The following is a 23,320-nucleotide window of genomic DNA, read 5'->3' on the forward strand; positions in this document are numbered from 1 at the left end:
GAAACGATTCATGAACCATCCAAACATGTCTGTCACCCTCGGCGACGAATTATATGAAGCCTTGATCAAGCGTCAGCCAGTGGCACCGCTTACCGAGCGCTTCCCGGAACTGAGCCTTGAAGATGCCTATCAGATCCAATTGCATTTGATAGGCCGCCGTCTGGCAACGGGTGAGCGCGTGGTGGGCAAAAAAATTGGCCTGACCTCGGCCGCCGTACAAACTATGCTTGGCGTCGATCAGCCCGATTTCGGTCATTTGACCTCAGCGATGGCCTATGACAGCGGTGCCACCGTTCCGGCATCCGCCATGATCGCACCGCGCGCAGAGGGCGAAATCGCCTTCATCCTCAAGCACGATCTGGTCGGCCCCGGCATCACCAATCTGGACGTTATGGCAGCCACTGCCTACGTCGTGCCGTGTTTTGAAATCGTCGACTCGCGTATTCGTGACTGGAAGATTCGGATTCAGGATACAGTCGCTGACAATGCCTCGTCGGCGGCTTTCGTACTTGGCAATACCCCGGTTGATCCCAATCAGGTCGATTTCATTCATTGCGGCATGGTGGTAGAAAAAAATGGTGTAATCGTTGGCACCGGCGCTGGTGCCGCTGCGCTCGGCTCGCCATTGACGGCGGTAGCGTGGCTGGCCAATACATTGGGCCGTCTCGGTTTGGGATTAAAAGCTGGTGAAGTAATTCTGTCGGGGGCCTTGAGCGCGCTGGTGCCGGTGCAGGCTGGCGACCAGATGCGCGTGACCATTGCCGGCATCGGTTCTGTCGCGGTGCGCTTTAATTAACTCTCACCAACGGTGTGAAGGATGCAATCATGGAAAAAATAAAATGCGCACTGATCGGCCCCGGCAATATAGGCACCGATCTTTTGTATAAACTCAGCCGCAGTCCTTATCTGGAGCCGGTCTGGATGGTCGGCATCGATCCCAATTCGGAAGGGCTGGCACGTGCGCGTGACATGGGGCTAAAAGTGACTGCCAATGGCGTCGATGGCTTGCTGCCGCATGTGAAAGCGGACGACATCCGGATCGCATTCGATGCCACCTCCGCTTATGTGCATGCAGAAAATTCGCGCAAGCTCAATGAACTTGGCGTGCTGATGATCGATCTGACGCCAGCGGCAATCGGGCCTTTTTGCGTGCCCCCGGTGAACTTGCCAGAACAAGTCGGCAAGCGTGAAATGAACGTCAACATGGTCACGTGCGGTGGTCAGGCGACCATCCCGATGGTGTATGCAGTATCGCGTGTGCAGCCTGTTGCTTACGGTGAAATCGTCGCGACCGTATCATCGCGCTCGGTCGGTCCCGGCACCCGCAAGAATATCGATGAATTCACTCAAACTACTGCCAGAGCGGTGGAGCAGGTCGGCGGTGCCAAAGAAGGCAAGGCGATCATCATCATCAATCCAGCCGAGCCGCCGCTGATCATGCGCGACACCATTCACTGCCTGACCGAAGATGAACCCGACCAACAAGCGATCACAGAATCGGTGCATCGCATGCTGGCTGAAGTGCAAAAATATGTGCCCGGCTACAAGCTCAAAAACGGTCCTGTATTTGATGGCAAGCGCGTATCGATTTTCATGGAAGTCGAAGGACTTGGCGACTTTCTGCCGAAGTACGCAGGCAACCTTGACATCATGACCGCCGCCGCTGCCCGCACCGCCGAAATGTTTGCGCAGGAAATGCTGGCCGGTAAATTGTCGCTGGCCTCTGTGCCCGCATAAAGGAGACTCAATTATGAATTTGCAAGGAAAACGCATCACTCTCCACGACATGTCGTTGCGCGATGGCATGCATCCCAAACGCCATCAGATTTCGCTGGATCAAATGATCGCAGTCGCCAAAGGGCTGGATGCGGCAGGCGTGCCGTTGATTGAGATTACGCATGGCGATGGCCTCGGCGGCGCGTCGGTCAACTACGGCTTTGCTGCGCATTCCGATGAAGAATATCTGCGCACCGTGATTCCGCATTTGAAGCAAGCCAAGGTTTCGGCGCTACTGATTCCCGGTATCGGCACGGTCAAACATTTGCAACTGGCATACGATTGCGGCGCCAGCACCATCCGCGTTGCCACCCACTGTAGCGAAGCGGATGTCTCTGAACAGCATATCGCCTACGGCCGCAAGCTCGGCATGGATACGGTCGGCTTTTTGATGATGGCGCATATGCTCGATGCCGCAAGTCTGGTCAAACAGGCGCTGCTGATGGAATCTTATGGCGCCAATTGCATCTACATCACAGATTCAGCCGGATACATGCTGCCCGACGACGTACGGGTACGCATCGATGCGGTGCGTCAGGCACTCAAACCAGAAACAGAACTCGGCTTTCATGGCCATCACAACCTCGGCATGGCGATTGCCAACTCGATCACGGCAATCGAAGCAGGTGCCAACCGCATCGACGGTTCCGCTGCTGGCCTGGGTGCCGGGGCGGGCAACACGCCGCTGGAAGTGTTCAATGCCGTATGCGATCGCATGGGCATCATCACTGGCGTGGACGTCTTCAAGTTGTCGGACGTGGCCGAAGATCTGGTCTATCCGATGATGGAACATATCGTGCGGGTCGATCGTGATTCGCTGGCCCTTGGCTATGCTGGTGTGTATTCGTCCTTCCTGTTGTTCGCCAAGCGGGCCGAAGCAAAATACGGCATTGCCGCGCGTGACATTCTGGTCGAACTGGGCAAGCGCAAGACCGTCGGCGGTCAGGAAGATATGATTGAAGACATGGCGCTAGAACTGGTGCGCAATAAACAAGACGCGGCAAGCGCGGGCGTAAAGGAAACCGTATGAAACTGACTGCAAGCCAAATCGCCGAACTGGCGGAATATCTTGAATCCGCGCATCTGGAACGGCATGAAGTGGTGAAGATTACCGACCGCTATCCAGATATAGACATCAAAGACGCCTACGCGATTCAAAATAAGATCAAGGAGCGCAAGCTGGCACGCGGCGAAATAATCGTCGGCCTGAAATGCGGTCTGACGTCATATGCGAAGATGCGGCAAATGGGGGTGGAAACGCCGATATACGGCTTCATGACGGATTCTTATGTGGTGCAGGACGCTAGCGAAATCAAAATGTCGGATCTGATTCATCCCAAGATCGAACCGGAAATCGCCTTCTTCCTGAAGGCACCGCTGCGTGGCCCCGGCTGCCATATTGGCAACGTACTAGCCGCTACCGATTTTGTGATGCCTGCAATCGAAGTGATCGATTCGCGTTACCTGGATTTCAAGTTTGACCTGGTTAGCGTCATCGCCGACAACACCTCAGCCACGCGTTTCATCGTCGGCGGCAAAGCCACCTCGGTCAAAGATCTCGATTTAGCTACGTTGGGTGTGGTGCTGGAAAAGAATGGCAGGGTCGAGATGGTCGGTGCCGGTGCAGCGGTAGTCGGCCATCCGGCCACCGCAGTGGCGATGCTGGCCAACCATTTGGCAGAGAGTGGTGAGGAAATTCCAGCTGGCGCGATCATTCTCTCGGGCGGTATCACCGAAGCGATTCCGGTGCAGGCTGGCGACAGTATTTCGTTGCAGGTGCAAAGCTTGGGTGGCGTCAGCGTGCGCTTTGTATAAGTCTAATTTATAAGCATTGTTTGTAAGCTTTGTTTGTAAGCTTTGTTGTAAGGCTGGTTTATAAACCTTATTTTATAAGCAGTGTCACGACGACTTTGCTGACTGCGACACAACAAAAAAGGAGAGCCATTTAGCTCTCTTTTTTGTTGTCATCAGCGCCGATATGATCGCCAACTTGATAAAAAACTCACCCGTCTAAAACAGCGCATTGGCAATCTTCGCACCCAGTGCATTCAGCGCTTTTCCCAAGACAATAATCCCTGCTTGATCAAATTGATTGCGAAACATAAACGCCGAAACGGTAAACGCAATCGCGCCGGTCGCATCATAAATCGGGGCCGCCACGACGACGATGCCGCGCGCAAAGTTACCATCATCGATGGCATACCCAAGGCGTCTGGCTTCCTGCACCTCGCTCCAATAGGTTTCAAACGTCAGCGATTCTGACCAGCGGATATTGTTAAAAGCCTCGCGCACGACGCTTTCGCTGACATCAGGCTGGCCTGCAAAAATGCGTCCGCTAGCGCCCATGATGTAAGGCAGGCGCTGGCCTTCTGCCATATCGATGCGAAGATTCGTGGGACTAAGCGCGGAACTGACCAGCACGATGCGATCAATCCCAATCGGCCGCCACAGCGTGACCGTGACCTCAAAACGCGCAGCAAAATCACGCATCAACGGTTTCGCCACCTCGATCCGTTGCCCTTGTGTGACAAACTGGCCGACCAATTTAGCAAGGCCGATACCGGGCGTATACGTCTTTGATAAAGGATCGAACGCGGCCACGTTCTCGGATACTAGCGTACGCAAGATATTGAAGCAGGTACTCTGATTAATCCCAAGATGGCGGGCGATATCGACGGCACGCTCCGGATCACCGGTCATGGTCAGATAACGCAGAATGTGCAACGCATTGATGACCGGTTTCACCATCGTCATCCCACTGGCAGTCTTGGGCGCGGTGTCCTCGCTTTCATCGGCCTGTGCCGTAGTGGCAGCAGACCGCCTGGGCGCTTTTAATGCGGCTATATCTTGGCTTACTTCTTTCATACGGTTTGCTCTGGTCAATATGTGGCGCGAAAGCGGGAACCGGCGATGCCGGTGCAATTGCGCAAGGGCGCAGATTTACCCGCTATTCTATATTGAAAATAGCATTTCGATACACGCTTTTCTACTTGTTAACTACTAGTGGATGGCCTTAGGGCGTTTCTCATGCTGCTATCCACTGTTGTATTAACTAGTCTGGCAAGTCCTGCGCATTGCCGATTTCGGCCATAAATCGACCATTCGGTTTATTTATCGTCGATTATTGCGGCGTCCATACAACGTGAACACCTTCCGGTCCGCGCAATTGCACCCCACGAATCACCGGCCTTGGGTAGGCAGGATCAAAGCGCAGGTCAGGCATCAAATCCAGCATCGCATTCAATGCGACCTCGATTTCTGCTTTTGCGATAAACAGGCCAACGCACATATGTGGCCCGAAACCAAAGCCGAATGACATCTTGGCAGGGCGATCAATGCTGAAAGTATCACCATCTTCAAATACCGCATCGTCACGATTCGCCGATGCTGTGGCTATGGTCTGTGCGCAACCCTTTGTCCGGAGGTATTCAAGCTCGATGCCGAGGGTTTGGTCTATGTAGAAAGCGAATTTATCCCCGTCGGCTTCGAAAATGAAGCCAAAGACGGTGCGGCCGCTTGTCCCGCAGAAGCGATCATCATCGAGACCGTGACAGCCTAAAAAATTGATGGTGGATGCAGTCGTTCGCCGATTCAGTCTCTATTTCAACATTGAGTTTCAGGAGCATGCATGACACGTCTTTCAGGAAAAGTAGCGCTCATTTCGGGCACTGGCGGCGGCCAGGGACGTGTTGCTGCGTTGCGTTTCGCGCGCGAAGGTACGACGGTTGTTGGCTGTGATGCATTTGTCGAAGGTCATGAAGAAACAAAAAGATTGTTACGCGCAGAAGGGTTCGAACTCTACGGCGCTGCGCCAGTGGATTTGGGCGATCCTATGCAAGCGCAAGCGTGGATAGAAAACGCCGCTGCCGAGCATGGCCAGATCGACATTTTTTATAACAACGCCTCTTCCGCTAAATTCGCGCCCATTGCAGAAATGTCGATTGAAGACTGGCGTTCTACGATGCGTAACGAGATCGATCTCATCTTTTACACGACCAAATATGCGTGGAAATATCTGGTACAACGCAAAGGCGTCGTCATCAATATTTCTTCCACGGCAGCATGGGGCGGCTCAAAAATTGCGGGCATCGCCGCGCACTCTGCGGCCAAAGGCGCGGTGGTTTCGTTCACGCGACAACTCGCCGTAGAAGGTGCGCCGGTCGGTATTCGTGCGGTGTCTATCAGCCTGGGTTTTGTGACCACGCCGGGAACTCGCGCGTTTATGGAAAACCCCGCTGCACGCAAAGCATTACTAGATGGCGTGCTGATGGACAGACCGGGCGAGTCGGACGAAATCGTTGCGATGGCCTTGTTTGTCGCCTCCGACGAATCCTCATTTATGACAGGTTCGGACATTGTTATCGATGGTGGTTTGCTGGCGATTTGACGCCGCCGTGTTCGTAGCTGAAGACGCATCATCGCAATTTGCAAAACTAAAAAAATAAGCAGCATCCTTAAAGGTGTAACGCATGGATATTATTGGCATCGGCTATCTTGGATTTGAGACCGCCAAGATAGAAGAATGGCGTGATTACGGCCCCAGCGTCATGGGCTATCAGATCGGAAAATCGCCAGAATCAGATCCTGATTCACTGTATTTCCGCACCGATGACCGTCGGCATCGTTTGGCGTGACGTTTGCTGGCACCGGTCAATCCGGGGGCGCGGGTGTTTGGCGTTGGTCTGAATTACCTGACGCATTTGACGCGTCTTGGCCGTAAAGAAGCGCCGCCGCATACTATCGCTTATATCAAGCCGGACGGCGCCATCATTCATCCTGGCGATGAGATTCAATATCCGGCGATTACCCGGCAGCTTGATTATGAAGTTGAGTTGGTGGCGGTGGTGGCGAAGCCGTTGGGCGACACGCCCCATGCCAGCGCGTGTTTGCTGGGCTTCACGGTCGGTAACGATATTAGCGCGCGGGATGCGGGTAAGCAGTTGGGATCGTTGGATTTGTTTACGCAGAAGGCGCTTGATCGGACTGCGCCTATCGGTCCCTGGATTACGACGCTGGATGCATTGGGTGGCGCGGGTCAGCCGCAGCTGGATATTTCGCTGCGTATTAATGGAGAATTGCGGCAGAGTGATAATAGTCGCGAGATGATTTTTCCGATGGATGAATTGTTGAATTTTTTGGATGCGCGAATTGAGTTACGGCCAGGGGATTTGATTTTTACTGGGTCGACTTGTGGGGTTGGTTTGGAGGATGGGCGGTTTTGGTGATGCCATGGCGCCGATCATACTGCGGTTTTCTTATGGCTTGTATTTGAGACCAGTTGCTCTTCCAAATCACCGCACGTCCGCAATGAGGTGAGCCCGGCCTGCCGTGATCGGCTCAAATCTGCCACTGGGTGCGGTCACTAGGCTTCGATGGTATGTCCAACAGTTCTATGCAGAATGCGTTCTTCGTCGGCATTGGAAGGAAGGGCGGCTTAGGTGGGAAGAGCGGTCGTTGAGGATACATTCTCAACGACCGGCTGATTTTTCAGCAACTTGGTGGGCTGGTCTCGACAGCCGATGAAGAACGCGCTATTGAGTACGATTGCAATTAAAGCCCCTGTGCCATTTTTGTTGGGCCGGTACGGCAAAGAAAGGAAATGCCGATCTACGGTTGGAGGACATTTTCAATACTGGACAGCGCATCCATCGTATGGATTAGATGCTCACGCAGGAAGCCTGATGCTTCTTCGTTGCGATCGCGTTCAAGCAATTCAAGAATATGTAAATGCTGTTTGCAATGTTCCGTATAGCGTTCCCGGTGCTGCATGGATCGGTACGATAGCAAACGTCGAACACGATTGACGCGTTTGATCGTATCGATGAAAAAGGAATTACCTGAAGCCTCAATCAGACATTCGTGATAACGGACACCGCGATCATGTAGTTGGTCCGCAGTGTCCGTTTGAATACCACCATTCAGCAGGTGAAGCTCTCTGGCACGGCACTCCTCGAGAATTTTTCGATCAAGCTTGTAACCCGGTTCGAGCAGTGCTGCAGGTTCTAGCGCAAGCCGAAGTCGGTAGGACTGCAGCAAACTGCCAGGCGTCGATAACATTGATGAAAACTCCCATCCGTAGCCTGGCTTACGTTCGGCCCACCCCTCTCGGGCAATACGACCCAATACTGCATTGAGTTGCGTTGCCGTCAGCCCATAACGAGTCTTGATTAACTGTTCGGAAAATGCTTGCGGCAATGCGTTCTTTAACAGGTCGTCCGCAATTTGAAAGTAAGCGCTGCTAACGATATCGGACTCGTCTAACCCCAAGGCACTCACTACTTCTGAGAGAGGCTCGGTGACGGACTTGGCCACGAAGTAACCACGATTGTGCTCACGTGTGAGAAATCCCTTTTCGTGCAGCAGGGAAAGTGCAGCACTCACAGGCTGACGAGATACACGAAGGTGATCGGCTAGCATTTGGGCCGGCAAGTGGCTGCCCACCTCCCAGCCCTGATTCTTTATCAGCTCGACAATCTGTTTTGCAATCGGTGTTTCAGAATTCATGACGTTGATCTTGATGGAGTGGTAGCAGCTTATCAGAATTCAAGAACCAAACGGATCGTTGATACCACTTGAAAAATATAACGCTGGCGGCAATTTGCTCCACCAGTACCGCGAGGCAATAATATTGACTTCCAGCCTTTTGATCATTCGACTACCGGCGCCACCGAAGCCCCCTTAATTTTGTGGCGCCGTAAAGCGTCAGCGACGAATCCGCATCCCTTCATTTGTTCGACAAAAGCAGCCAGGAAAGCCGAAGCCTCAAGACCTCGACTTTTCGGAACACCCATTGCTTGTTGAATCACCATGAATCTCTGTTCAAGCAGTCGCAATCCTCCTGCTTTCTTCGCATCTGCTTCCAGTTGTTGTTTGACACCGGCGGCGACTTCGGCTCCTTCCCTCAAGAAAGTCTCGACTACGGTCGGCGAGGTCGGCGCACGTATGATAGGTGCGTGTTTCAATTCTCGGGTTAGGTACAGGTCGTAAGCACTGCCGTTGCCAACGACGACGCGATTGTCAGCGGCATCGACCTGAGCGTTCGTAGTGATCGGAGAACCGTCCTTGACCAGATAGAATCCCTCAATCAATACATAGGGAGCTGTAAAAGCGATATCTGCGCCGCGCACCGGATCGATAGCAAAGAAACCACAATCAGCTCGTTCGGCAACGACAGCTTCCACCGATTTTCCCGCTGCGTCGAACACAACCAAATTCAGTTCAGCATCTAGCAATTTCACAAATTCTGTTGCGAGGTCGATCGATACGCCGCTAGGCCGGCCGTCGGCGCCCACATTGGCGAGGATTGGATTGCCAAGATTTATCGAAGCGCGCAGCTTGCCGGTCGGGGTAAAAGCGTCGCGAATGGCGGCTGATGGTATCAAAGTCATGCTAAGGGCTCGCTAAGTTAATGGCGGACACCTCCGCCTTGGAGAGAATTACATCATGATTTTTAAAAAATCCGAGTGCTGTCATTCTGCTTTCTCAGTGCTCTGTTCAGCAATGGTTTTTTGCAGGATAAAAGGAATCACCCCACCGTGTTTAAGCAGGCTCGTCTCGAGCTGAGTTTCAACAGCAGCCTTCGCCGAAATTTTCTCTACGGCCCCATTGGCTCGCCGAATGCGAACCTCGATAGCACAGCGAGGTGCCAGTACTTCAGGACGAGCGTCGATCTCGATCTTGTCGCCTGGAACAATATTGAGCGTGGTCGGGTTGACGCCATCTGGCAATCGCAGTGGCAATATACCCATGCCTATCAGATTGGAACGATGTATGCGCTCGAAACTGACCGCCAGTACGGCGCGAATACCAAGCAGGCGCTGACCTTTGGCTGCCCAATCACGCGAAGAGCCAGTGCCGTAGCGCTCGCCAGCAACTAGCACGACCGAATCACCATCGTCACGATAACGCTGCGCAACTTCGAAGATCGGTGCCAGCATACCGCTTGGTATGTGCAGCGTATTGGCCACTGGCGAGGTGGGATACAACCAATTTCGCAAGGTCTTACTAAAGAACGCTGCGCGCATCATCACTTCCCAATTACCTCTACGGGAGGCGAATACATTCAGGTCATTGCGGTCATCTCCACGCTCGACCAGGAAATCGGCTACATAACTGTCTTTGGGAATCGCACTCGCTGGTGAGATGTGATCTGTGGTGATGTCGTCCCCCAGTACCAATAGCGGATAAGCACTATAGCTGCCCAGCAGGCTACCTTCGGTTAACTCAGCGAAGGGTGGCCGACGCAATGCTGTCGAAGAAGGGTTCCAGGGAAATAGAGGTGTTTCTGGAACTTTTAATGCATGCCAGCCCGGATTCAAACTTGCCTGTGCAAATGCGCGCGGATAGTCACCCGGCTGCGCTCCTAGTTCGACTAGGCTCGCAATCTCTTCTCGGCTCGGCCACAGGTCCCGCAAATAGATTGCGGTGCCATCCGGGGTAATCTGCACCGGGTCAATACTGAGATCGATTTCTGCATTCCCTGCAAGCGCGAATACGATAACCAGTGCCGGGGACATCAGGAATCCAAGATCTAGGTCGGGATGAACACGGCCAGGAAAATTGCGATTTCCCGATAGCACGGCAACGGGGTGGATCTCTTTCCGCCCCAACGCGCGTTGGATCGGTTCAGTCAGAGGGCCCGAGTTACCTATGCAGGTTGTGCAGCCATACCCCACAATGTCGAATCCGACCGAAGACAGGTCGTCAATCAAGCCGGCCCGTTGCAGGTAGTCGGCCGCCGCCGGTGAACCCGGCCCTAGCGAGGTCTTGACCCAAGGCGCCACTCGCATGCCGAGCGCTTGCGCGCGTCGGGCTACAAGGCCGGCAGCGATCAAAAGGGCTGGATCGGAAGTATTGGTACAACTGGTAATTGCGGCTATCGCAATCGGATGACGTGGCATGCCGCTGTCGCCAGGTACGGGCGTGAAGTTCAGCTTGGCCAGGACGGAGCCGGTGTCGCCATAACCGAGCAAGTCCTGGGGCCGGCGCGGGCCGGCTACGTGCATGCCGATCATGTCAAGTGGAAGCTCCAACACGCGAGTAAAGCGCGGGGTAGCCAACGGATCGAACCACAGTCCAACGCGCTTTGTATAGGCCTCGACCAGATCGATCGCAGGCTGGCCTCGCCCTGTTTCCCGCAAATAGCGCAGCGTATTATCATCAACGGGGAAGAAGCCTGTGCTTGCGCCATATTCCGGCGTCATGTTCGCTACTACTGCGCGTTCGCCAGCGCTTAGTGAACTGACACCTTGACCATAAAATTCTACGAACTCGCCAGAGACGCCCATCGCACGAAGACGTTGGGTGACGGTTAGTGCCAGGTCCGTTGCGCTAACGCCAGAGCCTAACGTTCCTGTCAGATGCACACCAATGACATCCGGTATGCGCAGCATGGTCGGCATGCCGAACATGACAGTTTGCGCTTCCAAGCCACCAACGCCCCAGCCAAGAACGCCGATGCCGTTGATCATCGGGGTATGGCTATCGGTTCCGATTAAGGTGTCCGGCACTGCCCATAATTCGTCGTCTTGTTGTTCGGTTTGGACTACGGTCGCCAACTGCTCGAGATTAATTGTATGCATGATGCCGGTTCCGGGCGGGTGTATACGAACACCTCGCATAACCTTCGAAGCCCAACGCAAAAAACTATATCGTTCGTTGTTGCGATGCAATTCCATTTGAAGGTTGCGGGTCAATGCGTCGCGTTGTGCGAAAAACTCAACCGCCAACGAATGGTCAACCGACACGTCGACCGGCAAGCCCGGATTGAGCACCGTCGGGTCGATTCCCGCTTCGCTCAGAGTGTCACGCATCGCGGCGATGTCAATCAGGGCCGGGGTGCTGGTGGTGTCGTGCATCAGTACACGCCCCGGTTGAAAGGCAATTTCTGCTTCGCTGCTGCCTCGGTCCAGCCATTTCAAAATAGCAATTTCTGCTGCTTCCCGCTCAACGCCCGTTGTGTGACGGATGACGTTTTCGAGTAACAAGCGCAGTACGACCGGCAGTTGCTTCAACTGTTCGCCAAACAATCCCGGCAAATCCACTATCAGGTACGAATTGCCAGCGTGCTCAAGCATCGATGGGCGTAATGAGGAATTTATTTTCATAAGTAATTGTTGCATATTTTAACGAACAAATGCAATATAAAAAAGAATAGACGTTATAAACAAAACAAAAGGAGACTGCCAAATGGCAAACAAGGATCTCGTTTTCCCCTTCCCAAACCAAGACTCTGTCATTACCCGAATGCAGGGCCCCGGACGGCGTAATTTCTTGCTAACCGCTGGCGCATTTGGCGGGTTGGCAATGCTCGGGATGACCGGCTGTACTAGCAACCCGACCAATGTTCAGGGTGCTTTAATCACAACTACTTCCACAGGATCAGTCATGTTTGCCTATGTAGGATCACGCACCACGCGCGAACGAAGTGCTCGCGGCGACGGCATCACCGTCTTTCAGCTAAACCAAACCACTGGCGACCTGTCACTGGTGCAAGTCGTGGGCGATCTTGTCAATCCTTCGTTCCTAGCGCTTGATCGTTCTGGAGATCATCTTTATGCGGTGCACGGCGACCTCAGTGACATCAGCGCATTTAAGGTCGACAAGAGCACAGGGAAGCTGCAGTTCATTAACCGTCAAAGCACTGGAGGTAAAAATCCGGTGCACCTGGCGATTGACCCAAGCGGGCGTTTCATCGTGGTTTCGAACCACCTTGGGTCCAGCCTGGCAGTATTGCCCATTGGTGCCGATGGCAGCCTGGGCGCACTCAGTCAGTTAGTCACTCTGACCGGTCCATTGGGACCGCACCGGGTCGAGCAAAAGCTATCTAAGCCGCATTTCAATCCGTTCGACCCCAGCGGCCACTTTGTGGTCGTACCGGACAAAGGCCTGGATCGCATTTTTACGTTCAGTTTTGCCGATGGCAAGCTGACGCCAGCCACGTCGGCGTTCACGGTGACACGAGAAGGGGCCGGCCCACGCCACTTAGCGTTCCATCCAAAACTGGGTATTGCTTACGTAGCTAATGAGCTGGATTCCACAGTAACGACCTACACGTGGACCGTTGCCTCTGGCGCTTTGACACCTCTGCAGATCTTGTCTACGTTGCCCAGTACTTTTACTGGAAACAGCCGAGCCTCTGAAATTGAAGTCGATGCCAGCGGACATTATCTTTATGCCTCAAACCGAGGCTACGACAGCATTGCCGTGTACAAAATCGATCAGCGCAGCGGCCTGTTATCACTGGTGGATGTCGAGACGACCCAAGGCAAGACCCCGCGATTTTTTACGCTCACACCGAATGGCCAATTCCTCTATGCGTTGAATGAGGACAGCGACACCATTGTCGCGATGACAGTTGATCAGACTACTGGAAAGTTACGACCCACCGGCTTTTCAGTAGCTTGCGGCAGCCCCGTGTGCATGGTGTTTTCAGGAAATGCCTGATTTTTACCTTTTAATCTTTTAAGGACATCGGCTTTCATCGGCCGATGGCATCAATATGCAAGTTCGTCATGACGTTAACGAATCCGCGTTAGTAAGGAAGATCACGTGGAAGATTGTTCCCTTTGTTTTCATCCTATATGTGATTTCGTATTTGGACCGCGCCAACATCGGTTACGCTGCGTTGCAAATGAACAAAGAGCTGGCGCTCAGTAGTGAAGCCTTCGGATTCGTTTCTGGAATTTTTTTCATTGGTTACTTCCTATTCGAAGTGCCAAGTAACATCATGCTTAACCGTTATGGCGCCCGAATCTGGATTGCCCGGATTCTGCTGACCTGGGGAGTAGTTGCAGTTGCCTCTGGATTTGTTCAAACACCGAACCAGCTTTATGTCTTGCGGTTTTTTCTCGGCGTTGCGGAAGCTGGTTTTTTTCCAGGCATTATTGTCTACTTAACCCATTGGTTCAGGGCAAAGGAGTTGGCAACGACCGTCGCGTTATTTACCTCTGCGATTCCAGTTTCTTACATTATCGGCGCCCCGTTCAGCACCTGGATAATGGACAACGTGAATTGGTTAGGCTGGTCAGGTTGGCGCTGGATGCTGGTTCTTGAAGGCGTGCCCGCCGTTGTAGGCGGCGTACTGTGCTTTCTATATCTGACCGACAAGCCAAAGGACGCAAAATGGCTCAAGCCGGAGGAACGGGCCTGGCTGGAAAATGAGTTGGAGAATGATCGCAAGTCGCGCCCGGCATCGCAACACCTCCCGTTATTGAAGACACTGCGCAATCCTCGCGTGCTATACCTGTCGTTCATTTACTTCGTATATCAGTGTGGCAGTCTAGGCGTCGGTTACTGGATGCCACAAATCATCAAGAATTTTTCCGCATCACTATCGCATACCGAAGTTGGGCTGATTGCGATGATTCCTTATATTTTCGCAACGATCATCATGGTGTTGTGGTCCCGCAGCTCAGACAAACGGAGTGAACGCCGTCTGCACTCCGCAATTCCACTAGCGTTAGCCGCACTGGCAATGTTAGGGGCTGGATTGGTCAGCAATCCATATTTGTCGATCACCATGGTGAGTTTTACGTTGGCGGGTTTATATGCATTTAAGTCGCCGTTCTGGGCATTGCCCACTTTGTTCTTGACACGCGAGACTGCAGCGGTGTCCATTGCAATTATCAATTCGATCGGTAACCTAGGTGGCTTCGTCGGACCATTCCTTATCGGTTATATCAAAGGCCGCGGAAATAGCACTACTACCGGCTTGTTATTCCTGGCCGTATTGCTCGCGATTTCCTTCTTCATGACTTTTCTGATCAAAATTGCCGAACATAGGCAAGAGCATAAGGACCTCAAGGCTAAGTCGGCCGGTCCAGAATCTGCCCGTATGTGAACTTCAGTCGCTGCCAGTTTCCTATACCGGCAGCTTTTGGTGATTTGCCTCACACCGGGATCAGGATATAACTTCACTTCAGCGTATCAACAATTTTTTGCGCTGCCGCCAGTCTGTAGGAAGTGGTTCGGCCGACGGACTTCTTGCAAAAAAGCAAGCAATCTCGACTGACTGCCTGTGTGTGGTAACCACGATGCGTCTGACGCAGGTGCTTGACAAGGACCAGTGTTGAGCAGACTGGGGCAATCTGTTTATGCATCGGCAACATGCAGTACTCTGGGCGAGGTGTTCGATTGTGTTTTAAATAGCCTTTTTTCTGATTCATAAAGCTGGTTTCTGGAAAAATCACGCCAGCCAGAGTAGTCTTTACCTATCTCCGGCATTATTTATGTCCGCCCGCCCAAGGTGTCCTTATGGAAAAAACCGCATTTGTATTTGCCGGTGGTGGAAGTCTCGGCGCCATTGAAGCTGGCATGTTGCGCGAGCTGATTGCCTTTGGCGTGCGCCCAGATTTCCTGGTCGGCGCTTCTGCCGGTGCCATCAATAGTGTGTTTTTTGCTTTTCAGCCGCATCAGGCCGGATCCTTGGCGCTGGAGGACGTGTGGCGCGGCATTCGTCGCCACCACATCATGCCCTGGTCATTGCTGTCTTTGCTGAGTGGTTTCCGTAGAGATGGCACGCATCTGATTAGCTCCGAGAAATTGCGCGGACTGCTTTACATGCACTATGGCAATCGTCATCTGGAGGATGCGGAACTCCCTGTGCATGTGGTCGCAACCGAAATGAGAACCGGCAACGAAGTCGTACTCTCATCTGGATCAGCAGTGGATGCAGTGCTTGCCAGCACGGCAATACCGGGTGTTTTTCCTCCGGTCTCATTTGCTGGAAACATGCTGATCGATGGCGGCGTAGCCAACAATACGCCTGTTTCTACGGCGATCCGATTGGGGGCTACACGCGTCATTGTGCTGACTACCGGCTTCACCTGTGCACAACGCCGACAGCCTAAAGGCGCATTCGAGCACGCCATGAGCGCACTCAATCTGCTGGTTGCACGGCAGTTGGTATCGGATCTGGAGCGCTGGAGTTCGCAGGCCGCGATTGCCGTGGTTGCCCCGCTGTGCCCGCTGGATATCTCGCCTTATGATTATAGTCAGTGCGGCCATTTGATTGATCGTGCAGGAATGGAGACCCGTCTATGGCTCGAAGCGGGTGGGCTAGATAAACGAACTATTCCGGATGGCCTCAGACTGCATTCGCATACAAAATAGGTAGAAACGTAAAGCCGGGATTCGATGCCGGGGTTGTTATTGACGGAAGATGGCGTTGCGGTTTGTGGTGTGATAGTTTCTCAGTGATGCGCCGGTAGCAGAAAGATCGCTTCCGGCCTAGGCTGCGTAAAAACACAAATGAAAAATCGACTTCTTAAAACAACTGCTATCCCGTTTTTCGCAGGTCCGCAATGGTCTCTCTATTCACGAATTTTTGTCATATTTACGTTTTTACACAGCCTCGGTCGTTTGCGGCCGATGACCTTACAACTGTTATGACCCCACCGACGCTCACAGCCTCGTTATCGAATTACGGCTTCGCAACGCTAATCGATTAGTCAATTTTCTAGTATGATGATTGGCCATTTTCAATATGGGCTACAGAATTTCTGACAGCGAGATCTCCGTCAGAAATTGCCCTATTGTGTATCGATTATTTACCCGAAAATCCCTTGTCCTTCTTGATGGAGATGCGTCGTGCCTGAAATATCCAGTTTGCTGGCTTTTAGCCTTGTTGCCCTCGGTTTAGTCCTGACACCCGGCCCGAATATGGCCTATCTCACTTCGCGCACGATTTGTCAGGGGCGAAAGGCTGGGCTGATTTCGTTGGGCGGAGTGGCCGCGGGTTTTCTTTTTTACATGCTTTGTGCCGCGTTTGGTATCACCGCGCTACTGCTGGCGGTGCCTTTTGCTTACGATGCGTTGCGTTTCGGCGGTGCGCTGTATCTTCTTTATCTGGCGTGGCAGGCGGTGAAGCCTGGTGGCCGTTCTCCTTTCGAAGTGCGTGATCTGCCGAATGACAGTAATCGAAAACTGTTTCTGATGGGCTTTGTCACCAATCTTTTAAATCCCAAGATTGCGGTCATGTATTTATCTTTACTACCGCAGTTCATCAGCAAGGACCATGGCAGCGTGCTCACGCAATCGCTCATTCTTGGCGCCACGCAGATTGTTATCAGTTTAAGCGTGAATGGCGTGATCACCATCATGGCTGGATCAATCGCTACTTTTCTCGCAGAGCGTCCGATATGGATGGTGTTTCAGCGCTGGCTGATGGGTACGGTACTCGCTGGCTTGGCCGTTCGCATGGCGTTAGAAGCGCGCCGCTAAACTAGTCACCCAAAGACCGACTGAAATGAACCAGAAAACAGATTCTGGCGATAGGGTCGACGGCTGATCGTTAACGGAATAAGGCCACGCTAGAGAAAAACGGGAATAAATAAATGCAGTGCGGCGCGTTTGGATAATGTGCCGCGCCGGACCTGCCTCATGAAGTCTGTTTCAGGCAGTATTTGAACGAACATAGATCTATATCAAGGAAGGTAGTTGTTATGTTGGATCACGTCTTCATCACGGTCAGCGACTTGGATCGATCTATTGATTTTTACGAGCAAGCATTAGCACCGCTAGGCATTCGTCATTTAGTGGACTATGACGGAGCCGATGGTCCTGAGGGACATCCCGATCTGAAAGGCTTCGGCCGCGATGGTCGGATATTCTTCTGGCTGCGACGGGGAAGTTCAGATGCCAAGGCTGCTCACGTCGGCTTTGTTGCCCAGAGTGAGTCCGAGGTGAACGCCTTTTACGTTGCAGCCATTGCGGCAGGAGCCACGGACAACGGCCCGCCCAGCGCTCGCGTCTATTACGATCCACGCTACTACGCAGCCAATATCCTAGATCCCGATGGTTATAGCATCGAGGCAGTCTACAAGAGCTGGCAGCATCCACAGCCTTAATCCGCGATACCCCATTTCTTCCTTAAGGCATGGCATTGAATAGGCTTTAATTAACAGGTTCTGAGGAGAGTGCACCGGATGGAAATATTTGTCGGCATTGTTTCAGGATTTTTTAGATATCTGATTTGTAGTTTCGTTTTCTTTTGGTTCGGATATCTGGTTATCAAGATTGCGACATTTTGCGACCTACTCGTAATTTCGATTTTTGCGAGCGCTAGCTTGTTCGATAAATTCTAGTCGAATGCTGCCTATCCTGATCCGGAGCATTCGACGGCATGCGTACATTGACGTCATGTCCGCATGGTCAGCATAAGTTACTCTTCCACGACGTTGAAGCCTTCATCGATAGACGGCGTCACGAAGTACCGGGTAATCGTGTCGAATTCTGTTTCGCTTGTCGTAAATCGGTGCGAGCCGTCTTCATTGCGACGACGTAGCCGCATTTTGCACTCTTCATCCGAGACGTTCAGATAGTGCAGGCAATGAGCAACGTCGGCATTTTTAAAGATATCTCGCATCCATCGGCGGGTATCCGGTGTATTTGCAGGGAAATCCAGGACGACTGAATTTCCTGCTCGAAGCAGTTGTTCAATGTGACCACCCATTACGTCGCGAAGTTTGGCCGCGCATCGCACATAGTCGTTTACGGTGTTTATCTCGCCGGGATAAAGCCGACTCAACCATTCGTCTTCGCTGATAAGTATTGTTTTTGGTTTTTCAGCGAGTTGGTGGGCCAACGTCGATTTTCCAGAGGCAATTTTTCCGCAGATCATGTGCAGAGTGGGGACATTGGTCTTTGTTAACAGCTCTGCACCGTAGGAATTATCGATCACACAGCGCCATCTGTCGTCCAGTTTCTTAAAGACGTAGTTCGCGTTTCGATCCATTGAAAATGGTGATTCGGTCTTGCTGTTTGCTGCAAGCTGCGTATTCGCAATGACCAGTGCGGTGTCGCCGGCTTCGATCACCACTATTTCACCTTGCGTCACTTCCAGGCTGTGATTGAAGTGCTCGGCGATAGCAACGAATGCTTTACGAATAGACTCTTTTCCGCTGACGTTTTTGCCTGGCATGATGACCAGCGTCGCGTCATCCGAATAAAAACGCATTAGTTCGTCGAAATCCTCGCGATTGATTGCGTTATCCGCAGATGCGATAAATTGTTGAAGCTCTTGCGTACCCGTACTCGTATTCGTTTTCATTTACACCTCCTGTTTACATGGGGAATTCCCAAGAAGCAGTCGAAAAAAAACCGCCTCGAGGGCGGGTTATTCGCTACTGCAAAACAAGCGCTATCCCACCATTGTTTGAATGGTGCGAATAATCGCCGAAGTTTTTTTTGTAGAAGAATTTCATAGGTTTTAAGATCGCATATTTATGTATGTTCGTCAATCAATGACTACTGGTGGCAGATTGCTATGGTTCGTGACTGGCAGTACGTTACTCGCAGCAGTCCTCATGCTTAAGCAAAGCGGTCTTTAGCATCCGAATCGAGGCGATTTTTTTAATACCTGAATTCCGCAATTTCAGTCAGGACACGCACTGTACGACAACGTATAGTTTGGTCTCAGTCAAGGATAAAGGACGAAAAATATGTCGAAGGCCAGCGCTTACGCGGCAAAGTTCAACCGGGTGTTCGATTATATCGACGAACACCTTGGTGATGCGCTGACTGTGGACTTGTTGAGCCAAGTGGCGAATTTTTCGAAATATCACTTTCACCGGCAATTTTCTGAGTACGCGAGCATAAGCGTCTTCAGATATATCCAATTGATGCGGCTAAAACGGGCTTCTTATCGGCTTGTGTTCAATCAGTTGGAAAAGATTACCGACATTGCCTTAGATGCCCGTTTCGAAAATCCGGAGTCGTTTTCCCGTGCGTTCAAAAATACGTTCGGACAAACTCCTTCTGAGTTTCGGAGAAGTCCTGCATGGCAACCCTGGACTGAACGTTATCATTTACCCAGCAGAGAAAGGGAGAATAGTATGGAAGTTAACGTTGTCGAATTTGAAAAAACCAAGGTCGCGGTGTTGGAACATCGCGGCTCTCCGGGATCTATAAACGACTCGGTCGGCATTTTTATCGCGTGGCGTAAGGCAAGCGGATTGTCTCCCGTCGAATCCAGCCAGTCTTTCGGCATTGTGTACGACAATCCCGACACGACAGAGCCGGCGCAATTTCGTTTCGACATCTGCGGTTCAGTGTCGGAAGACGTGCCGGATAATCCACAGCGGGTGGGTAATAAGGTAATCCCAGGCGGTCGCTGCGCTGTGATACGCCATTTCGGTTCGCACGATAGGATAGGGGGGAGTGTTTATTACCTGTATCGGGAATGGTTGCCTGAGAGCGGGGAGGAATTGCGCGACTTTCCGTTGTATTTCCATTACCGGAACTTAATGCCGGAGACCCCTGAACACGCGTTGATAACGGATATTTACTTGCCACTCAAATAGCGGTCGGGCGACTAAATTGAGTATCCGTCGCGAATGTCAGATTTTGGCCGACAACACGCATCTAACTAACAAAACCTCACGGCGGCTGACCGCACTATGGCAGAAATAAATTAGCACGAGTATCGCATTGCAGGGCCGAGTAGGGTGCGTAAGCGCTAATGTTCACACCGTTGGCAAATAGGGCATCCAACAACGCCACCGCATAAATTCAACGAAAAGTAGCCCAAGCGATGGTTGCCGAGAACGCGCAAAGTACCAACGAAGCTGCGCGCTGCAACTTGACCCGGTCCACAAACTTCAAGCGTCCGTTGGCTAGCGCTGCGCCGAACATGGTCCAGATGATGCCAATAGGAATCAACAAGCAAGAAAATAGTGCCATCGCTGCCAAATAGATTGGCATGTTATCAGACGCAAAGACGGGGAAAATCGCGGATGAAAAAAGCAGCGCCTTTGGATTGAGAAGGGTTGCGACGAATAAGGCTTTGGGACCAATCGACCGTTGTCCCGATGTCGGCAGCACGGATGCCGCCCGCCATACCGTCACCGCAATATAAATCAGATAAAGGCTGCTGGCAGAGCGGGCCAGGATCGCTACCCACGGATAACTGCTTTGCATGGGCGCCAGCACCGCACCCCACACCGAGATCGCGATCAAATAGCCGAGTAGTTCGCATGCGATGAGTGGCAACGTGCCCTTTGCGCCTCGTTCCATGCCAGCCGCCGCCAGCAAGGTATTAGTCGGTCCCGGCGTCAGCAGGATGACCGCCGTGCTTAGGGCAAAAATAGCGAAGTTGAATTGAGATGTCATGAAAATTTTCTAGAGATAATTGCCAAAGCGATGTGGAAAAAGCTTGTCGGCAATCGTGCAGTTCGCATTACATCGTAGTGCGTTGGCAGGGCTGGAAAGCACGGCAGTTTTTTGTGTCAGTCAGCGTTGTGCTTGCTAACTAAACTTCGCGATATTGTACGCCTCGTGCATCAATCTCTGATTTTGATCGCTTGCAGCCTGCCGGTCCGCGCTTTACCTATTGTGACGCTGCCTTAGTAAAGCCTCAAACTGGGCTATCGGTATCGGTTTGCTAAACAGATATCCTTGAAAATGCGTGCAGCTTTTGTTCAGCAGAATTTGTCGTTGTTCTTCTGTTTCAACTCCCTCTGCAATAACGTCCAGATTCAGACTGTGCGCCATGGCAATAATTGCACGCACAATCGCTTTATCACTGATATCGGTAGCGATATCGCGGATGAACGATTGATCGATCTTGACCTGAGAGATCGGCAGACGTTTCAGGTATTGCAAGGAGGAATAACCGGTGCCAAAGTCATCCAGTGAGAAGTGGACACCGATATCTTTCAAAGCAATCATGGTTGCGATAGCATTTTCGATATTCTTTAGCAGCAAGCTTTCAGTAATTTCCAGTTTAAGTCGCGTTGGGGTGATGCCGTGGCGTTGCACGAGCGATAGCACTTGCCCCACGAAATCGGCTTGGTGAAATTGCACGGCACTGATGTTAACCGCCAGAATCAGATCGCGGGTGAGCGCATGTTGCTGCCATATTTTGAGCTGAGCGCAAGCCGTCTCCAGTATCCATTGTCCGATGGGCAGGATTAGACCAGATTCTTCCGCCAGCGGGATAAATTGTGCGGGCGATACCAAGCCGCGTTCTGGATGTAGCCAGCGAATCAATGCCTCAGCGCCAAAAGGACGGTGTGCACCATCCACCTGAATTTGGTAATACAACTGAAATTGCTGGCTCTCAAGTGCCTTGCGTAAATCGGCTTCAAGCGAAGTGCGGGCGTTGATCACGTCCTGCATTTCCGGGTTAAAGAATCGCAGGGTGTTACGGCCTGCTTTCTTGGCCTAATACATCGCGATATCGGCACGTTTCAGCAGTTCTTCGGCAGACTTTCCCTGCTCGTTAAAAAGCGCCGCACCGATGCTGGGGGTGCTGTGGTACTCATGCGAGGCCAGCAGGTAAGGCTTATTGAGCGCCGAGAGAATTTTATCGCCCACGGCTTTTGCCTGTAATGCCGCTTCAATGGGCTGATGACTCAAATCCCCCATCATTACTACAAATTCGTCGCCACCCAGTCGTGCGACGGTATCGTTTTCACGGGTGCAGGATTCCAGGCGCAGGGCGGTCTGCTGTAGCAGTAAATCCCCAAAGTCATGGCCGAGCGTGTCGTTGAGGTCTTTGAACTTGTCCAGATCAATAAACATCAGCACACCGTCGCGACCACTACGCTCACTGGAGGCGAATGCCTGATGCAACCGATCTAGCAAAAGCCGTCGATTGGGCAAGCCGGTCAGCGTATCGTAGAAGGCTAAGTTATTCAGCTCAATGGCAAGTATTCCTTTCTCTTTGTTTTGAAAGGCAAGCTCCTTGTTGGTGATAACTAACTCTGCTACGCGCTTTTCTTTTTCTTCATTTTGAAAGGCGAGTTCTTTGTTGGCAATGACCAACTCAGCCGCCCGTTTTTCTTTTTCTTCGTTTTGAAAGGCGAGTTCTTTGTTGGCGATGACTAATTCAGCCGCCCGTTTTTCTTTTTCTTCATTTTGAAAGGCGAGTTCTTTGTTGGCAATGACCAACTCAGCCGCCCGTTTTTCTTTTTCTTCGTTTTGAAAGGCGAGTTCTTTGTTGGCAATGGCTAATTCAGCAGCCCGTTTTTCTTTCTCTCCGTTTTGAAAGGCAAGCTCTTTGTTCGCAATAACGAGCTCAGCAGCCCGTTTTTCTTTCTCATCGTTTTGAAATGCAAGCTTTTTATTGGCGGTGACTAACTCCGCTAACTCTGACGATTCTTTCATATGGCGCTTTCCCTTTCCAGACGGTCACTGGGTATCTAATTTCCAGATAGCCGCCAGAAGACCGCAAATCAGGACAAGAAAACCAACGAGATACATACTTGTCCATTTCGCAATAACCGTCCTAAAGAGATCAAACTCTTAAAGTTGCAATGGATGCATTAGAACGTCAATTTTCAAACGTAATCACCTCTATTTGAGGCGATTTGGAATAGCTGCTTTGACTGCATGGTAACTTATGCAGAATACATAGCAAAATTGGAACTGTATGTGCGTTGGCGCACGAATTGGATGTGGGGGCAAAGTTGGCCACGATTTGTCACCTACTGTGATCCGAATAGGTGAATCCAATGCACGTGGGATAGTGCTATTGATGAGCAGGTTAGTACGGATACTAACACTTTACCTAAAGTGGCCTCTTTTGCGCCGGGATTCATCT

General features: G+C 51.8%; 23 protein-coding genes. 14 read left to right on the top strand and 9 right to left on the bottom strand.

Translation table 11 applies throughout. From position 1 onward, the window contains the following. The first annotated feature begins 10 nt into the window (after positions 1-10). The 4 genes from dmpE to dmpH are packed head-to-tail and all read left to right on the top strand — an operon-like array spanning position 11 to position 3,591. Positions 11-796: a 2-oxopent-4-enoate hydratase gene (gene dmpE, locus C7W93_RS01205; RefSeq protein WP_201747133.1), complete on the top strand. Its 786-nt coding sequence runs from the start codon at positions 11-13 to the stop codon at positions 794-796. A gap of 29 nt (positions 797-825) precedes the next feature. Beyond that, positions 826-1,737: an acetaldehyde dehydrogenase (acetylating) gene (locus C7W93_RS01210; protein ID WP_108438383.1), complete on the top strand. Its 912-nt coding sequence runs from the start codon at positions 826-828 to the stop codon at positions 1,735-1,737. Positions 1,738-1,750: 13 nt separating this feature from the next. After that, the gene (gene dmpG, locus C7W93_RS01215) at positions 1,751-2,806 is read left to right on the top strand and encodes a 4-hydroxy-2-oxovalerate aldolase (RefSeq protein WP_108438384.1); all 1,056 of its coding nucleotides are present in this window, start codon (positions 1,751-1,753) and stop codon (positions 2,804-2,806) included. After that, on the top strand, positions 2,803-3,591 hold the full coding sequence (dmpH, locus tag C7W93_RS01220; RefSeq protein ID WP_108438385.1) for a 2-oxo-3-hexenedioate decarboxylase: 789 nt from the start codon (positions 2,803-2,805) through the stop codon (positions 3,589-3,591). Before dmpG ends, dmpH begins: the two co-directional genes overlap by 4 nt. 195 nt (positions 3,592-3,786) lie before the next feature. Here dmpH and C7W93_RS01225 read toward each other — a convergent pair whose 3' ends face one another. Together C7W93_RS01225 and C7W93_RS24895 are read right to left on the bottom strand one after the other, a co-directional pair. Then, a complete protein-coding gene (locus tag C7W93_RS01225) occupies positions 3,787-4,641 on the bottom strand; it encodes an IclR family transcriptional regulator (RefSeq protein ID WP_201747134.1) in 855 nt (284 codons plus the stop codon). A 256-nt stretch (positions 4,642-4,897) separates the two neighbouring features. After that, on the bottom strand, positions 4,898-5,233 hold the full coding sequence (locus C7W93_RS24895; RefSeq protein ID WP_370446435.1) for a cytochrome P450: 336 nt from the start codon (positions 5,231-5,233) through the stop codon (positions 4,898-4,900). On the opposite strand from C7W93_RS24895, the gene C7W93_RS01235 reads away from it, so the two are divergent. The 4 genes from C7W93_RS01235 to C7W93_RS01245 all read left to right on the top strand — a co-directional run bounded on the left by C7W93_RS01235 (position 5,177) and on the right by C7W93_RS01245 (position 7,001). Then, on the top strand, positions 5,177-5,335 hold the full coding sequence (locus C7W93_RS01235) for a ferredoxin (RefSeq protein WP_255419139.1): 159 nt from the start codon (positions 5,177-5,179) through the stop codon (positions 5,333-5,335). The genes C7W93_RS24895 and C7W93_RS01235 overlap by 57 nt on opposite strands. Before the next feature lie 69 nt (positions 5,336-5,404). Further along, complete coding sequence (locus C7W93_RS01240) at positions 5,405-6,163, top strand: SDR family NAD(P)-dependent oxidoreductase (protein WP_108438388.1); 759 nt, start codon at positions 5,405-5,407, stop codon at positions 6,161-6,163. A gap of 82 nt (positions 6,164-6,245) precedes the next feature. Continuing rightward, positions 6,246-6,410, top strand: coding sequence for a hypothetical protein (locus tag C7W93_RS24745; RefSeq protein WP_225869719.1), 165 nt, complete (start codon positions 6,246-6,248; stop codon positions 6,408-6,410). A 3-nt stretch (positions 6,411-6,413) separates the two neighbouring features. Beyond that, positions 6,414-7,001 carry a fumarylacetoacetate hydrolase family protein gene (locus tag C7W93_RS01245; protein WP_201747136.1) on the top strand — a complete coding sequence of 196 codons (588 nt, stop codon included), beginning with the start codon at positions 6,414-6,416 and terminating at the stop codon, positions 6,999-7,001. A 382-nt stretch (positions 7,002-7,383) separates the two neighbouring features. Here C7W93_RS01245 and C7W93_RS01250 read toward each other — a convergent pair whose 3' ends face one another. From C7W93_RS01250 to acnA, 3 genes are all read right to left on the bottom strand, one after another. Then, complete coding sequence (locus C7W93_RS01250; RefSeq protein ID WP_108438389.1) at positions 7,384-8,280, bottom strand: GntR family transcriptional regulator; 897 nt, start codon at positions 8,278-8,280, stop codon at positions 7,384-7,386. A 143-nt stretch (positions 8,281-8,423) separates the two neighbouring features. Beyond that, a complete protein-coding gene (locus C7W93_RS01255) occupies positions 8,424-9,164 on the bottom strand; it encodes a transporter substrate-binding domain-containing protein (RefSeq protein WP_108438390.1) in 741 nt (246 codons plus the stop codon). An 81-nt stretch (positions 9,165-9,245) separates the two neighbouring features. After that, positions 9,246-11,882, bottom strand: a complete 2,637-nt coding sequence (gene acnA / locus C7W93_RS01260) for an aconitate hydratase AcnA (RefSeq protein WP_108438391.1) — start codon at positions 11,880-11,882, stop codon at positions 9,246-9,248. Positions 11,883-12,162: 280 nt separating this feature from the next. Here acnA and C7W93_RS01265 point away from each other — a divergent pair, with 280 nt between their 5' ends. From C7W93_RS01265 to C7W93_RS01285, 5 genes are all read left to right on the top strand, one after another. Continuing rightward, a complete protein-coding gene (locus C7W93_RS01265; protein ID WP_108440410.1) occupies positions 12,163-13,221 on the top strand; it encodes a lactonase family protein in 1,059 nt (352 codons plus the stop codon). A 55-nt stretch (positions 13,222-13,276) separates the two neighbouring features. Next, a complete protein-coding gene (locus tag C7W93_RS01270; protein ID WP_108438392.1) occupies positions 13,277-14,617 on the top strand; it encodes an MFS transporter in 1,341 nt (446 codons plus the stop codon). A 413-nt stretch (positions 14,618-15,030) separates the two neighbouring features. Continuing rightward, positions 15,031-15,888 carry a patatin-like phospholipase family protein gene (locus tag C7W93_RS01275; protein WP_108438393.1) on the top strand — a complete coding sequence of 286 codons (858 nt, stop codon included), beginning with the start codon at positions 15,031-15,033 and terminating at the stop codon, positions 15,886-15,888. Positions 15,889-16,365: 477 nt separating this feature from the next. Continuing rightward, positions 16,366-16,998: a LysE family translocator gene (locus C7W93_RS01280; protein ID WP_108438394.1), complete on the top strand. Its 633-nt coding sequence runs from the start codon at positions 16,366-16,368 to the stop codon at positions 16,996-16,998. A 221-nt stretch (positions 16,999-17,219) separates the two neighbouring features. Next, positions 17,220-17,624 (top strand): VOC family protein, encoded by a 405-nt coding sequence (locus C7W93_RS01285; RefSeq protein ID WP_108438395.1) that lies wholly within the window; start codon positions 17,220-17,222, stop codon positions 17,622-17,624. A gap of 314 nt (positions 17,625-17,938) precedes the next feature. On the opposite strand, the gene C7W93_RS25380 is transcribed toward C7W93_RS01285, so the two are convergent. Continuing rightward, positions 17,939-18,826 carry an SgcJ/EcaC family oxidoreductase gene (locus tag C7W93_RS25380; RefSeq protein WP_370446377.1) on the bottom strand — a complete coding sequence of 296 codons (888 nt, stop codon included), beginning with the start codon at positions 18,824-18,826 and terminating at the stop codon, positions 17,939-17,941. 391 nt (positions 18,827-19,217) lie between these two features. Here C7W93_RS25380 and C7W93_RS01295 point away from each other — a divergent pair, with 391 nt between their 5' ends. After that, positions 19,218-20,078 (top strand): GyrI-like domain-containing protein, encoded by an 861-nt coding sequence (locus tag C7W93_RS01295; RefSeq protein WP_108438396.1) that lies wholly within the window; start codon positions 19,218-19,220, stop codon positions 20,076-20,078. Between the two features lie 208 nt (positions 20,079-20,286). Here the strand turns inward: C7W93_RS01295 and C7W93_RS01300 are convergent, their stop codons facing one another. From C7W93_RS01300 to C7W93_RS25390, 3 genes are all read right to left on the bottom strand, one after another. Beyond that, entirely contained in the window at positions 20,287-20,886 is a 600-nt protein-coding gene (locus tag C7W93_RS01300) for a LysE family translocator (RefSeq protein WP_108438397.1), read from the bottom strand. A 213-nt stretch (positions 20,887-21,099) separates the two neighbouring features. Next, entirely contained in the window at positions 21,100-21,885 is a 786-nt protein-coding gene (locus C7W93_RS25385) for a putative bifunctional diguanylate cyclase/phosphodiesterase (RefSeq protein WP_370446378.1), read from the bottom strand. A 54-nt stretch (positions 21,886-21,939) separates the two neighbouring features. Further along, the gene (locus tag C7W93_RS25390) at positions 21,940-22,884 is read right to left on the bottom strand and encodes a diguanylate cyclase domain-containing protein (RefSeq protein ID WP_370446379.1); all 945 of its coding nucleotides are present in this window, start codon (positions 22,882-22,884) and stop codon (positions 21,940-21,942) included. Positions 22,885-23,320: the final 436 nt, after the last annotated feature.

It is taken from the genome of Glaciimonas sp. PCH181 (assembly GCF_003056055.1).
GTDB lineage: Bacteria > Pseudomonadota > Gammaproteobacteria > Burkholderiales > Burkholderiaceae_D > Glaciimonas.